Annotated in this window: 11 protein-coding genes; 9 read left to right on the top strand and 2 right to left on the bottom strand. The window is 45.3% G+C overall.

Going from position 1 to position 14,216, the window contains the following annotated elements; translation table 11 throughout:
• The first annotated feature begins 4 nt into the window (after nucleotides 1-4).
• The 3 genes from KHO06_RS09760 to KHO06_RS09750 all read left to right on the top strand — a co-directional run bounded on the left by KHO06_RS09760 (nucleotide 5) and on the right by KHO06_RS09750 (nucleotide 4,202).
• Entirely contained in the window at nucleotides 5-1,597 is a 1,593-nt protein-coding gene (locus KHO06_RS09760) for an ABC-F family ATPase (RefSeq protein WP_005427581.1), read from the top strand.
• A 194-nt stretch (nucleotides 1,598-1,791) separates the two neighbouring features.
• Nucleotides 1,792-2,592 carry a glycerophosphodiester phosphodiesterase family protein gene (locus KHO06_RS09755; protein WP_212581444.1) on the top strand — a complete coding sequence of 267 codons (801 nt, stop codon included), beginning with the start codon at nucleotides 1,792-1,794 and terminating at the stop codon, nucleotides 2,590-2,592.
• Nucleotides 2,589-4,202, top strand: coding sequence for a sulfatase-like hydrolase/transferase (locus KHO06_RS09750; protein ID WP_212581443.1), 1,614 nt, complete (start codon nucleotides 2,589-2,591; stop codon nucleotides 4,200-4,202). The genes KHO06_RS09755 and KHO06_RS09750 overlap by 4 nt, the downstream gene beginning before the upstream one ends.
• A 42-nt stretch (nucleotides 4,203-4,244) precedes the next feature.
• Here the strand turns inward: KHO06_RS09750 and KHO06_RS09745 are convergent, their stop codons facing one another.
• A complete protein-coding gene (locus KHO06_RS09745; RefSeq protein ID WP_212581442.1) occupies nucleotides 4,245-5,852 on the bottom strand; it encodes a methyl-accepting chemotaxis protein in 1,608 nt (535 codons plus the stop codon).
• Nucleotides 5,853-6,239: 387 nt separating this feature from the next.
• On the bottom strand, nucleotides 6,240-7,064 hold the full coding sequence (locus KHO06_RS09740) for a formate dehydrogenase accessory sulfurtransferase FdhD (protein ID WP_212581441.1): 825 nt from the start codon (nucleotides 7,062-7,064) through the stop codon (nucleotides 6,240-6,242).
• Between the two features lie 328 nt (nucleotides 7,065-7,392).
• Between KHO06_RS09740 and KHO06_RS09735 the strand changes: the two genes are divergently transcribed.
• The 6 genes from KHO06_RS09735 to KHO06_RS09710 all read left to right on the top strand — a co-directional run bounded on the left by KHO06_RS09735 (nucleotide 7,393) and on the right by KHO06_RS09710 (nucleotide 14,213).
• The gene (locus KHO06_RS09735; protein WP_212581440.1) at nucleotides 7,393-7,845 is read left to right on the top strand and encodes a DUF3305 domain-containing protein; all 453 of its coding nucleotides are present in this window, start codon (nucleotides 7,393-7,395) and stop codon (nucleotides 7,843-7,845) included.
• Nucleotides 7,835-8,458: a DUF3306 domain-containing protein gene (locus KHO06_RS09730; protein WP_212581439.1), complete on the top strand. Its 624-nt coding sequence runs from the start codon at nucleotides 7,835-7,837 to the stop codon at nucleotides 8,456-8,458. Before KHO06_RS09735 ends, KHO06_RS09730 begins: the two co-directional genes overlap by 11 nt.
• Nucleotides 8,459-8,769: 311 nt before the next feature.
• Entirely contained in the window at nucleotides 8,770-10,431 is a 1,662-nt protein-coding gene (locus KHO06_RS09725; RefSeq protein WP_005427682.1) for a 4Fe-4S dicluster domain-containing protein, read from the top strand.
• 9 nt (nucleotides 10,432-10,440) lie between these two features.
• Entirely contained in the window at nucleotides 10,441-11,073 is a 633-nt protein-coding gene (locus KHO06_RS09720; RefSeq protein WP_005441574.1) for a molecular chaperone, read from the top strand.
• A 73-nt stretch (nucleotides 11,074-11,146) separates the two neighbouring features.
• The gene (locus KHO06_RS09715; RefSeq protein WP_212582467.1) at nucleotides 11,147-11,347 is read left to right on the top strand and encodes a twin-arginine translocation signal domain-containing protein; all 201 of its coding nucleotides are present in this window, start codon (nucleotides 11,147-11,149) and stop codon (nucleotides 11,345-11,347) included.
• A gap of 10 nt (nucleotides 11,348-11,357) precedes the next feature.
• Nucleotides 11,358-14,213 (top strand): formate dehydrogenase subunit alpha, encoded by a 2,856-nt coding sequence (locus KHO06_RS09710; protein WP_045452372.1) that lies wholly within the window; start codon nucleotides 11,358-11,360, stop codon nucleotides 14,211-14,213.
• Nucleotides 14,214-14,216 lie beyond the last annotated feature (3 nt).

Raw genomic sequence — 14,216 nt, 5'->3', positions numbered from 1 at the left:
GGTTTTGATTTCCACAGCGAATATTACTCAACAATTTGGCGCTAAGCCGCTATTTGAAAACATCTCAGTTAAGTTCGGCGAAGGTAACCGCTACGGCTTAATCGGGGCTAACGGTTGTGGTAAATCAACCTTTATGAAAATCCTGAGTGGTGAGCTTGAACAAACAAGCGGTAACGTAAGCTACGATCCAAACGAGCGCGTTGCAAAACTGAATCAGGACCAGTTCGCGTACGAAGAATTCACTGTAATCGATACAGTAATCATGGGTCATAAAGAGCTATGGGAAGTGAAGCAAGAGCGTGACCGCATCTACTCACTTGCTGAAATGAGCGAAGAAGACGGCATGAAAGTGGCTGACCTAGAAGTTCAGTTCGCGGAAATGGACGGTTACATGGCAGAAGCGAAAGCGGGTGAGCTTCTTCTTGCTGTGGGTATCCCAATGGAGCAACACTTCGGTCTAATGAGTGAAGTTGCACCGGGTTGGAAACTTCGTGTGCTTCTAGCACAGGTTCTATTCGCAGACCCTGACGTTATGCTTCTTGACGAACCAACCAACAACTTGGATATGGACACTATCCGTTGGTTGGAAGACACGCTAAACGCGCGTAACTGCACAATGATCATCATTTCGCACGACCGTCACTTCCTAAACTCAGTATGTACGCACATGGCTGACTTGGATTACGGTGAGCTACGTGTTTACCCGGGCAACTACGACGAGTACATGACTGCGGCTTCTCAAGCTCGTGAACGTCTGCTAAACGACAACGCGAAGAAGAAAGCACAAATCGCTGAGCTACAAACGTTCGTTGCACGTTTCTCTGCAAACGCATCGAAAGCAAAACAAGCAACTTCACGTGCGAAGCAAATCGACAAGATCAAACTGGACGAAGTAAAAGCGTCTAGCCGTCAAAACCCATTCATCCGTTTTGAGCAGTCTAAAGAGCTTTTCCGTAATGCTCTGATTGTTGAAAACCTAAGCCAAGGTTTTGAAGACGACCTGTTTGCTAACTTCAATGCAATTTTTGAAGTCGGTGAGCGCGTTGCAATCATCGGTGAGAACGGTGTGGGTAAAACAACCCTACTGAACACACTTGCTGGTGTACTAGAACCACGTACTGGCGAGTTCAAATGGTCTGAGAACGCGAACATCGGTTACTACGCGCAAGACCACGCACACGACTTCGAAGAAGACCTGAACCTAACTGATTGGATGGGTCAATGGCGTCAAGAAGGCGATGACGAGCAAGTGGTTCGCAGTTTCCTAGGTCGTATGCTGTTTGGTCAAGATGACATTAAGAAGTCAGTAAAAGTACTGTCTGGTGGTGAGCAAGGTCGTATGCTGCTTGGTAAGCTAATGATGCACAAACCAAACATGCTGCTGATGGACGAACCAACCAACCACATGGATATGGAATCGATCGAATCATTGAACACGGCACTAGAGCAGTACAAAGGCACATTGTTCTTCGTATCGCACGACCGTGTATTCGTAGACTCGCTAGCAACACGTATCATCGAAATCCGCGATGGTAAAATCACAGACTTTAAAGGTACTTACTCTGAGTTCCTAAAATCTCGCGGTATTGAAGGCTAACGCTCTTATTGCTCCAAAATAAAAAGTCTAAAGATAAAAAGCCCCAAGCATGTCTTATGCTTGGGGCTTTTTTATGTCCCCCCCAAGAACGGAATATTAAAACAGGTACATATTGTGCAAAGGAGAACTTAGAAAGCGAACCTTCGAGCTTTCTCGTATTTTGAAATTCAAAATGAGAATAGGGACGAGAATATATGCCGAATCATAGAGCAGGCGTGAAAGTCAAAGCCGTTGTGCTCATGCTGTTGACATGCTTAGTGCCAATGCTGGCATGGTTTGCTTATTCTGCGTCTCAAGTACAAACGTATTGGCAAAACTGCACAGAGGTTTGGGCACATAGGGGGCTTACTGTAAGTGCGGAAGAAAATACCATTTCAGCATTTAATGAAGCGCTGAAAGCGGGAGCGAGGGGGATTGAAATTGATGTGTTCTTCGACCCAGCTCAGCAACGTTTTTTGGTTAAGCATGAACCGGAACCAAGAGAGCAAGAGCTGACTTTAGAATCGGTATTTACCACCTTTGGTAGTGGTACACAATATTGGTTGGATTTTAAAAATCTGTATCGACTTAATATCGATGATCGTAACGCTGCGTTGGTGCGCTTGGTTAGTCTTGCTGACCCCAATATTAGCCGGAGACAAATCGTCATCGAGTCTGTCAATGAACGCGCGCTGTCTACTTTCACGCACCAAGGTTTCAATACGAGCTATTGGTTAAACTTAAATGATGACGTCAGTGACTGGCAGTACGTTGTCTATGGGGTCAAAACGCATATTAAGTATTGGTTAGGTTGGTTTACGGCGGTCTCAACCGACATCTCCTATTACACAGACCGATTTCGCATTGCTTTTTTCGACATTCCTACTTTACTGTTTACTGTGAATCAGCCAATGGCGATAAGGAAAATAGAGCACCCCAACATCAAGGTTGTTCTAACCGATATCCCCATATATTCGCAGTTTTCTTATTGTCACCAACAAGGAGGTGAGTCATGAGTCCATCTCGTTTGGTTCGCTCGCAGTCCCTTGTATGCGTTGTCGTCATGGTTGCGTGCATCACTTTCGCCTACGTAACGAATATCGATAAGTTTCACGTCTCGATTGTAAAGGCACTGATACACGTACTATTTCAATCCATATTGCTCTTTGGTTTAGTGGTGACATTAAACGTCTTTAAGCCATTAAAATGGTTGGTTGTGCTTTTCCTAGGTATCGTGTTTTTTACACACTTGGCCTACCAAGCACCACTTTCGATTAGTACGATCTTCAGCGTGTTCAATGCACCTACTGAAGAGTCTGCGAGCTTTGTCGCTGAGCATGGCTGGGAAATACTGAGTACTGTACTTTGGGTTATCGCACTTGGGTTACTTAGCTCGGCGATAACGGCAAGCAAATGGTGGCGACGCTCTCTCTATGCCGGTTCGATATATCTGTTGTTACCTTTTCTTGTTCAGATCCCCAAGGTATACAGTGGTAATGAATTTGCAGACTATATCAACAAAGGTACAGCGCGCGGGTACTCGTATTCTTACACAGCAGCTGAATACACCATCCATAAATTGTCTTTACGTTTTCCGACCTTTCAAAGCGTGATTGCTATTAAAGACTCTGTAAGTCTGATGACACTGCAAACCGATAATGCGGCAACTTGGACGAATGTGGAAGTATCAACGGAGGCGCCAAAGGTTCTTGTTATTGGCATAGGAGAGTCTCTTCGAGCCGGTAACATGAGTTTGTATGGTTATGAGAGAAAGACGACTCCAAAACTCGATGCCATCAAGAGCCAGTTGACGGTCGTAAATCAACCGTATGCGGCAGGGAGTAATACTTGGGGGGCGATACCAGCGATGCTAACGAAAACTGGCAATATGCCTAACTTCTCACAATCAATTATTCTTCTTGCAAAGGCGGCAGGTTATCAAACTTTCTGGTTGTCGAATCAAGCGCAGTTCGGTCAGTGGGACTTTTCAATCTCAACACTCGCTCAGCAAGCGGACACCCAATACTTTGCATCAAAGGAAGAAGGAGGGGCTCTGTATGATGATGTCTTAATTGAGCAATTATCCGCAGCACTTGAACAGCGCTCTCAACGTAAATTAATCATCCTACATTTCTATGGCTCTCATATGAACTTCTCCGATCGCTACCCTGCGGATTTTGATTCTTTTAGCTCGGGAGACAAGAGACTCGACCAATACGATAACAGCGTTTTATACACTGACTTTTTGCAGGCTGAGATCATTGAGATGGTGAAAAAAGCGGGCGGAGAATATGTCTTTTTCTCCGATCACGGGCTTGGTTCTCCTCACGGAGATTTACCGCTTAAACACGACGTCAGAACTCCACCGGATATCGAGTCTCTATACGTACCATTTTTCTTCACGGGAAAGCGAAATATTCCTGATATTAATCATCGACCACTTTCTCTGTTTTACTTTGAGTGTTTCTTCTCTAGTTGGTCAGGGATTACCACGGAAGAGCTATCAGAAGAATATTGTGGGAAGAGTGTTAACAACGATTTTATCGTGTATTTGGATTCTAATATGGCAGTGCGTAAGCAAAGGAAAACTGAACTGAACAGTAGTCAACTGGCGTTAAGTAAATAGAACGGGGAAGCGCTGAACTTCCCCGTAGCTATGCTTTTTCCATCAATACTTAAATTGACCAAGTAGCGTTTGTAATCTTGAACTTACGCTCTCAACCTCGTTACTCGATGTAGAAGATTGGGCAACGAGTTGATGGGTCTCACTGGCTAGTACCGCGATTTGGGTAATATTACGGTCAATCTCACTAGACACTGTGCTTTGTTCTTCGGATGCAGCGGATATTTGGGAATTCATATCGAATAAGGTATCCACTTGCGTAGTGATTGACTCTATTGAGCCTTGAGCTTTTAAACTGATCGAATTGGTTTCTTCGGCTTGCTCGAAACTGGTTTGCATCATGTTTACGGCTTGTTGCACACCCATGCCAAGCTGACCAATCGTGGTTTCAATTTGATGGGTCGAATCATTGGTAAGTATTGCCAATTGTCTTACTTCATCGGCCACGACTGCGAATCCTCGTCCACTATCACCAGCTCGCGCTGCTTCAATAGCCGCATTAAGTGCGAGTAAGTTTGTTTGTTCTGCAATACGCTGAATAGAGGAGACGATATGGTTGATCTCTTGGCTTTGGCCTTCCAAATCTTCAACAGTAGATTTGGAGGCATGGATATGCTCCATTAGGGTTGTTGTGCTCTGTTTCGATTGCTCAGTTAAAGAAAGAGTTTCTATTGCACTACGACGAACTTCGCTTGCTGTTTGCGCCGCAGCATCGATATTGTTGTTGATCTCATTACTCGTCATCACCAACTCATTGACCGCAGTTGCGACAGACTCCGCTTCGACCTTTTGCAATTGGCTATTATTCATGCTCTTGTTTGCGCTGTGCTTACACGTTGAAGCACTTACTTTAAGAATCTCCAGCACTGCAGCGAGCTCAATCATATTGTTGTGTATTTTTTCTATGAAGAAGTCAAAGGACTGAGCCAATTGTCCCAACTCATCTTTGCCTCTCGCTTCCATTCTTACGGTCAAATCACCATCACCTGATGAAATGTTGTTCATCATATGTGTGATTGCATTCAAGCGTCTCGATATGGTCACAGATAGTAAGATAAGCAATGTCGATACGAACAGTGCGATGAACGCTCCAATCATATGAAGTTGGAACTGAACTTCTTGTTGTGCATTTTTGGCCATTACTTCAATGTTCTTTTGTAGATCAAATAGCTGTTGCTCTAAGAGGTGGACATTACTTCTTAATGCCCCACTGAAGCCTAAACTAGGGGTATAGCCAATACGCTCAAAACTTGAGACTAAAGATGTTAGGGAAGATAAATACAGGCGTGAAGAGTGTTCAAGAGAAGGGAAAGTCACGGCTTCTATATTAACTAAATCTGAGGCTTTTGAAATGAGACGCTGGCCAAGGTTCATAGAAGGCTGGGAAAGATATTGATAATCCAACTCAACTAACTCTAAGTAGGCGATTTTTGCTTGTGCGCTGTGTGTGTCTATTGTCGCTCTCTTTAGCTCTTCGCGTGCTTTTGCCAACTGTGCATAAAAGCCGTTTGGTGTGTAGAGTTTTGTTACTTCGTTACTCAGCTCTTTGAATTGTCGTTGATACTCAAAAATACGGCTTTGAGCTTCTTGGATAGTTGAATTGTATTGCGGTGCATTTTGTGTGATAAACGTATTCAGTTCATCCAGAGACACCTCGAGCTCTTGAAAGGTTTTACTAAATCTTGAAAGGTATTTGGGATCATGACGAGCAAGAAAGTCTTTTTCATGCCTGCGTAGGGTGAGGAGTTCTATTTCGCTGAGCTGATTAACCTCGATTGCGTGCCTCAGGGAATCAAGTCTTTCAAAGCTCGCTTGCTCAATATAGGCGTATCCAGAAATTCCTATGAGAAGAATGACAATAATGGATGTAAGTTTTGCTCGGATGGATAGATTGGTAAGTCGTTCAAGTATTGGTGACCCTGGCATGGACACCTCCCTAGCTATTGACGTTTAATTTGTGCACCGCAATTCATAATGAGATGTCACATATAAAACTAATAGTATATTGGAGGTGTATTGCAAGTCTGAGTGATAGAGCCGTTACGAGTTACCCTTTATGTCAAACTCAACCTTCTCTGCTCCAGTAAAGACTTGGAAGCGTAAGCCTTTAGCACGAGCGATAGTGGTAATGCCAAACTTCTTGGCTAGATCTAAGCCCATTTGCGTAACGCCAGAGCGAGACAGCAAAACTGGAATGCCCATCTGCGCCACTTTAATCACCATCTCTGATGTAAGGCGCCCCGTTGTGTAGAAAATTTTATCTTCACCTGTCTCTTGATTAAGCCACATTTCACCCGCTAGCGTATCAACTGCGTTGTGACGACCAACATCTTCCACAAAAGACAGCACTTCATTGCCTTTACATACCGCACAGCCATGCACCGCACCTGCTTTTTTGTAGGTATCGTTGTAATGCGTCAATGCTTCAAGCGCCGCGTAGATTTCAGATTGCTTCAAAGGTACTTGTGGCACTTGGTAATCTTCAAGCTGCTTCATCACGTTGCCGTACATAGTGCCTTGACCACAACCTGAGGTAACCGTCTTCTTCTTCAACGCGCCTTCTAGGTGCTCAGTATTTTCTTTGGTGATAACCGCAGCTGAGTGGGTTTCCCAATCAATAATGACTGATTCAATAGCTTCAGGATCAGACAAGAAGCTCTGGTTCTTCAAATAACCCAACACAAGCGCTTCAGGGCGAGAGCCAAGCGTCATTAGCGTAACGACTTCCTTCCAGTTCAACATCACTGTAAGAGGACGCTCACAGGCGATCTGTTTAGTCAGCTTTTCACCGTATTCGTCAAACACTTCTACTTCGATGGTCTGTAGGGGATTTTCACTGGTTTTAATAATGTTTGGTTTTACCACAGTCATGTCCTAATGAATGAGAGAGCCAATGCACGCTCTCATTAATGGGTCTATTCGTCTTAACGCTGCTTACAAAGCAATTCTCATTCCAAAATAGCTGTTATGTTGGAAATTGCGAGGCATTGATTTGATTCTGGGTTAATTCTGCGATATCGCATCAATGACACAGGTGCAAATTTGAATTTCTACTAGTTTTGAACTTAAGAGCTTGGTGAAGATTAGGCTCAATTTGGCGCGTTTATTGCTTTGTACCGCGAAAATGGTTGAAAGCAAAGTACAAAATGTCCTTTTCTGTCTTAAAGCCAACATAGAACAAATTGGGTGAGTTATGTCGGATAAGAAACAGTTCGAGAAAAATGAAGATTTATGGCCAATAGGCGTGGATCTTGTACAACATGAGATCAGTACTGGTATTTGGGTTACAACCCAATGGCAACTGACGGGATTTGAAATTAACCCAACCGAAAACACTCAACACGTGTGCTTGTTGCAGCTGCACAAAGACGAGCGCACCGATTACCGCTTTAACCTGAGCTCGCAACAGCCAAAGCTTTTCTTGGTAATGGACAATCTTGATTCTAGTGATACGCCGACGATTCAATTGCTTACGGCGTCTCAAACCGTCGCTGCGCAATATATGGATGGCGATAACCTAGTATTATCAAATGATATGCCGTTAGCCGTTCAAGCTTGGATGGAAGCCTTTATTGGGCGTCACGGTGAGTTGTTAGAAGTAAGACGTAAGAAACGCAAAGGAGCGGGCAGAGCAAATGGCAACTAGTTTTTTTAGCCGTTGGTCGAAACGTAAGTTAGAAGAAACGACAACCGAGCCTACAGACGCGAAGGTTGTGGGCTCTGTTGAATCTACTGAACCAGAAACCGCGCAAGCTCATGAAGAATTAAGCACTGAAGCGCAAACATTGGCTACCGAAGCTTCTGCCATAGAGACTGAATCTCAAGAGACATCCAGTGAAACTACTGCTCCTGAAGAGATGTCTGTAGCGCAGTTATTGGTGTCTGAGGCTTCAGAGAGCGTTAAGAAAGCCGCACTGCGTAAGATGTTCTTGTCAGAAGAGTTTAACGTTCGCGATGGTTTGGATGATTACGACGATGACTACAGTAACCTCAAGTCGCTTTCTGAAGGGGTGGCTGAAACACTTCGTGATTGGGTAAAAGAGAAAACGGAAGAAGAACCAGCAGAAGAAACGACACAATCAACGGAATCTCGTGAAGAAAGTGATATTGAATCGGCTGATGTAGAACTTGCTGAAGGTGCCGAAATTCCCGAAGAACAAAAAGAGCTGGATATAAACACAGTATCTAATAAAAGTGATATTCTAGAGACAAAATTAGCCTCAGAAGAGGTGGGACAAAATATACCACACAAAGAATAGGTACATTTTGACTAAACGCTCAATGAACCGGCTGAGACAAAATGTCCCAGTCGGTTTTTTTTATCCCTACTATTTCTAAGATAAATACCTAACCTATTGAAAATTAGCTGATATTTAATTGGCACGACATTTGCTATCTGTTGATCATTACCATTCTTGTTGAAGTTAGATCATTTGCCTAACAGGCAGCGATAACAAGTATTGGACTACCTAAAAGGGGTAGTTACTGACGAGTTAATCAGCAGAATCGCCTGCGCTAACTACAATGAAAGATGGAAGAAACTATCCATGCGTATAAATGGAACTGAGCAATGTTGAAACAACTATTAGAACAAGCAACTTCCAATAACGGTAAGGCGCGTCTGTATGCGTTTGAGAATACCGTAGAGTTGACCAATCTTATTCCACCAACGGTGAGCTACGAGAGTGGCGGTAATACACTGATTGTTGGACCGACTGCCATCATTGAGAGTGCAGCCGCGCAGCTATCTCAAATGAACAGCCTGACACTTCTTTCTACAGACGGAGAGAAAGGCACCAATCCAGAACTGTACTTTGCAAACTCAGTTCAGGTTTCTGGTTTCCTAGGTACGTTTGAAGTACTTATCGAAAATAACGGTCTAACAAGCAACCTAGCAAAAGTCGCTATCAATAGTGATTGTTTCGATGTTGTTCTCGATCTTTGTCTAAGCAGCTGTATGTCAGAAGAGGTTCCGGTTCCGGGTTACTACCCAGTGGGACGCGGTTATCCAAAACTGGCTGAAGCGCTAGAAGAGATCCCAACATTAATGGGTACGTTTGATAAGCCAAAATTCTTCCGTCTGGATACTGACCTATGTGCGCACAGTTCTCGTGGCGTAAAAGGTTGTGAGCGTTGTGTAGATGCTTGTCCTGCTGGCGCATTATCAAGTGAAGGCAGCGATAAAACCGGTCATCGCATCGAGATTAACCCATACCTATGTCAGGGAGTGGGTACTTGTGCAACGGCTTGTCCGACAGAAGCGATTCATTACGCGCTACCTAATCCTGAAGATACGCAAAAATTCATTGAACGCACGCTAGCGAACTACGAGCAAGCGGGCGGTCTCGATCCTATCGTTCTTATCTGTAGCTCTCGTCACGAGACTTACAATGTGATGGCACTGAAAGCGCTACCAGATAACGTGATTCCAATTGTGGTTGAAGAGCTGCCTTCTATCGGTATCGATACATGGTTCGCCGCTCTAGTTAATGGCGCGACGCAAGTGCTATTTGCAGCTTCTCGCTTTATGCCACAAACCATTATTCGTGTTTTGAACAACGAAGTGGGTATTGCGCAAGAGCTATTGGACCAACTTGGTATCGCAAAAGAGACCATCGATATCCTTTACTTGGAATCGCTTCGTGAAGGTCCTCCAACACTATGTACAGATTCATTCGACCTTGCCCTTGGCGATCTTCAAGGTAACAAGCGTCAACGTTTGTTTACTGCGCTTGATGCGATGTCTTCTTCTCGTATTCCGGTTGAGAACATTGTTGAACTGCCTGCGAACGCGCCTTACGGCAATGTTTCTTGTGAAAGCAAAGATTGTACGTTGTGTATGAGCTGTGTGGCGGTTTGTCCAACACGTGCACTTCATACCGATGGTGAATCTCCATCACTTAAATTCGTTGAACAAGATTGTATTCAATGTGGTTTGTGTGAAAAGGCATGTCCAGAGAAAGTTCTGACTCTAACACCACGCATGAACTGGGTGAAAGAAGAGCGCCAAAAAGCGGTTGTGATTCACGAAGAGAAAGCCGCGGAATGTATTCGCTGTCATAAGCCATTCGCACCTCAGTCTATGATCGACATGCTACAAAACAAGTTACGCGGTCACTCTCATTTCTCCGATGAAGCGGCGATCAATCGTATCGCGATGTGTGAAGACTGCCGTGTGATCGACATGTTTGAGTCGATGGCAGAAGACCCAATGAAACAATTGAAATACTAGGAGCTCGCAGTGGATACACAACGAGAACAAGAACAAACACTGAGAACAGAGATCTACTTGGTTTTGTCTGCGCTTTTCCGTAGCGCACCAAGTGAAGAGATGATCGAGTTCCTGACTTCTCTAGAAGTTGAACCATCAGAAAGCGCAATGCAAAAAGCGTGGATTGCACTTCAGCAAGCGGCAAAAGATTCCAACCGTGAAGCGCTAGAAGATGAATACCAAGATCTTTTCATTGGTATCGGTCGTGGTGAAGTGATGCCATTTGGCTCATGGCACATGACGGGTGCAATGATGGAAAAACCACTGGCTGAAATTCGTCACGATTTGGAACTGCTTGGTTTCGAGCGCGATGAAAATGTGAAAGAGCCGGAAGACCACATCGCAGCACTTTGTGAAGTGATGTCGATGCTAACGGGTGAAGAAGAAGACCTTCAACAAGCGGTGTTTAACAAACACATCGCACCTTGGTTTAACTCTTTCACTCAGCAACTAGAAAACGCAGAGAGCGCGAACTTTTATAAGCCAGCTGCTCAACTGTGTGAGGCGTTCTTAACACTGGAACAAGTGCGCTTTAGCGTGAACACCAAAAGCAGTAAGCACAAATTAAAAATTGATGTGAAAAACGTCACTGATTACGAGTAATCGAGCAGTACTTGGTCATATCGATAGAGGGGCAATAGCCTCCAAAGATCTACCGTAAGGTAAGGAAGCAATGATGAAAGATAATATAGAAATAAACACAAGCCGTAGGGATCTCCTGAAAGGCTTAACGACTGCAGCCGTAGCTGGTGCGGTTGTCGCTGGAACAACAAAAGTGGCAAGCGCTTCAGAAACGGTTGAGCCTTCTGAAAAAGACGTGAAGAAGACAGGGTATCGTGAAACTCAACACATTCGCGATTACTACGACACACTTTAGGAGATAACGGATGAAACTTGTCAAACGCTCCGACAGTGTGAGCAAAGAAACCAATCAGCTTGGCGTTTCTCGCCGTGCATTCATGAAAAACACCTCGCTTGCTGCTGGTGGTGCGGTTGTAGGTGCAAGTCTTTTTGCACCGGGCATGATGAAAAAAGCACAAGCTAAATCGGTGGATCCAGAAGCGAAAACAGAGGTAAAACGTACCATCTGTTCTCACTGTTCTGTAGGTTGTGGTATCTACGCTGAAGTTCAAAACGGCGTGTGGACAGGCCAAGAGCCTGCATTCGACCACCCATTCAACGCTGGTGGACACTGTGCAAAAGGCGCAGCGCTGCGCGAACACGGTCACGGTGAGCGTCGTCTGAAATACCCAATGAAGCTTGAAAACGGTAAGTGGAAAAAGCTTTCTTGGGATCAAGCGATCGAAGAAATCGGTAACAAGGTGATGGACATCCGCAAAGAGTCGGGGCCAGATTCAGTTTACTGGTTGGGTAGTGCGAAGCACAACAACGAACAAGCGTACATGTTCCGTAAGATGGCGTCACTTTGGGGTACCAACAACGTTGACCACCAAGCGCGTATCTGTCACTCAACAACCGTAGCAGGTGTAGCAAACACCTGGGGTTACGGTGCGATGACCAACTCTTTCAATGACATGCACAACTGTAAGTCGATGCTGTTCATTGGTTCAAACCCTGCAGAAGCGCACCCTGTTGCGATGCAGCACATCCTGATCGCGAAAGAGAAGAACAACTGTAAGATCGTTGTTGCGGATCCTCGTCGTACTCGTACCGCTGCAAAATCGGATCACTACGTGTCTCTACGTCCGGGTTCTGACGTTGCGTTTATTTGGGGCGTGCTGTGGCATGTCTTTGCGAATAACTGGGAAGACAAAGAGTTCATTCGTCAACGTGTATTTGGTATGGATGAAATCCGTGCAGAAGTAGCGAAATGGACACCAGCAGAAGTTGAGCGCGTAACTGGCGTTCCTGAGTCTGAAGTTTACCAAACAGCGAAACTGCTTTCTGAAAACCGTCCGGGTTGTATCGTTTGGTGTATGGGTGGTACTCAGCATACGACTGGTAACAACAACACTCGTGCTTACTGTGTACTTGAGCTTGCGCTAGGTAACATCGGTAAATCAGGTGGCGGTGCAAACATCTTCCGTGGCCACGACAACGTACAGGGCGCAACTGACCTTGGCGTACTATCTGACACGCTACCGGGCTACTACGGTCTATCTGAAGGTTCTTGGCGTCACTGGTCGAAAGTGTGGGAAATCGATTACGAATGGATCAAAGGTCGTTTCGATGACAACGCTTACGGCGGTCAAAAACCAATGAACAGTGCAGGTATCCCTGTATCTCGTTGGGTGGATGGCGTTCTTGAAAACAAAGACAACATTCGTCAACGTGAAAACATCCGTGCAATGTTCTACTGGGGTCACGCAGTAAACTCTCAGACTCGTGGTCCTGAGATGAAGAAAGCGATGCAGAAGCTGGATATGATGGTTATTGTTGACCCATACCCAACAGTCGCAGCGGTAATGAACGATCGTACTGACGGCGTTTACCTACTTCCTGCAACAACTCAGTTCGAAACACACGGCAGTGTGACAGCATCTAACCGCTCACTTCAGTGGCGTGATCAGGTTATCGAGCCATTGTTCGAATCTAAACCTGACCACGAAATCATGTACCTGCTAACTAAGAAGCTCGGTTATGAAGATCTGCTGTTCAAAAATATCCGTGTTGAGAACAACCAGCCAGTGATTGAAGACATCACTCGCGAATTCAACAAAGGCATGTGGACGATCGGTTACACAGGTCAAAGCCCAGAGCGTCTAAAAGCGCACCAACAAAACTGGCACACATTCCACAAGACGTCTCTAGAAGCAGAAGGCGGCCCTGTGAATGGTGAGACTTACGGTCTACCTTGGCCATGTTGGGGCACACCAGAGATGAAGCACCCAGGTACACACATTCTGTACGATACGTCAAAGACGGTTGCAGAAGGTGGCGGTAACTTCCGTACGCGTTTCGGTGTTGAATTCGAAGGTCAAAGCCTACTTGCTGAAGACAGCTACTCAAAAGGCTGTGAAATCAAAGACGGTTACCCAGAGTTCTCTGACAAGCTAATCAAACAGCTTGGTTGGTGGGACGACCTAACGGCTGAAGAAAAAGCAGCAGCGGAAGGTAAAAACTGGAAAACTGACCTGTCTGGCGGTATTCAACGCGTAGCAATCAAGCACGGTTGTATCCCGTTTGGTAACGCGAAAGCGCGTGCGATTGTTTGGACATTCCCAGACCGCGTACCGCTACACCGTGAGCCGCTATACACGCCACGTCGTGACCTTGTAACGGATTACCCAACTTGGGACGACAAAGAAGCAATCTTCCGCGTGCCAACGCTTTACAAGTCTATCCAGAAAGAAGACAAGTCTGGCGAATACCCAATCATCCTGACTTCTGGTCGCTTGGTTGAGTACGAAGGTGGTGGTGAAGAAACACGTTCAAACCCATGGCTTGCTGAACTTCAACAAGAAATGTTCGTTGAAGTGAACCCGAAAGACGCAAACGATCTTGGCTTCAAAGATGGCGATGACGTTTGGGTTGAAGGTGCAGAGAAAGGCCGCATCAAGGTGAAAGCGATGGTCACTCGTCGTGTTAAACCGGGTCTGGCGTTCATTCCGTTCCACTTCGGCGGTAAGTTCGAAGGTGAAGACCTACGTCCTAAGTACCCAGAAGGTACGGATCCTTATGTTGTTGGTGAAGCAGCCAACACGGCAACCACTTACGGTTACGACCCTGTTACTTTGATGCAGGAAACTAAAGTAACCCTATGTAACATTCGTAAAGCGTAAGGA

Origin of the sequence: Vibrio sp. B1FIG11 (assembly GCF_905175335.1) — a bacterium.
Taxonomy (GTDB): Bacteria; Pseudomonadota; Gammaproteobacteria; order Enterobacterales; family Vibrionaceae; genus Vibrio; species Vibrio campbellii.
This window is presented reverse-complemented; position numbering and strand designations above follow the sequence as displayed.

What these genes read in the sequence shown, in the direction of transcription:
- KHO06_RS09755 (WP_212581444.1), top strand. Translation starts at nt 1,792, where the DNA reads ATGCCGAATCATAGAGCAGGCGTGAAAGTCAAAGCCGTTGTGCTCATG.
- KHO06_RS09750 (WP_212581443.1), top strand. Translation starts at nt 2,589, where the DNA reads ATGAGTCCATCTCGTTTGGTTCGCTCGCAGTCCCTTGTATGCGTTGTC.
- KHO06_RS09735 (WP_212581440.1), top strand. Translation starts at nt 7,393, where the DNA reads ATGTCGGATAAGAAACAGTTCGAGAAAAATGAAGATTTATGGCCAATA.
- KHO06_RS09730 (WP_212581439.1), top strand. Translation starts at nt 7,835, where the DNA reads ATGGCAACTAGTTTTTTTAGCCGTTGGTCGAAACGTAAGTTAGAAGAA.
- KHO06_RS09725 (WP_005427682.1), top strand. Translation starts at nt 8,770, where the DNA reads ATGTTGAAACAACTATTAGAACAAGCAACTTCCAATAACGGTAAGGCG.
- KHO06_RS09715 (WP_212582467.1), top strand. Translation starts at nt 11,147, where the DNA reads ATGAAAGATAATATAGAAATAAACACAAGCCGTAGGGATCTCCTGAAA.
- KHO06_RS09710 (WP_045452372.1), top strand. Translation starts at nt 11,358, where the DNA reads ATGAAACTTGTCAAACGCTCCGACAGTGTGAGCAAAGAAACCAATCAG.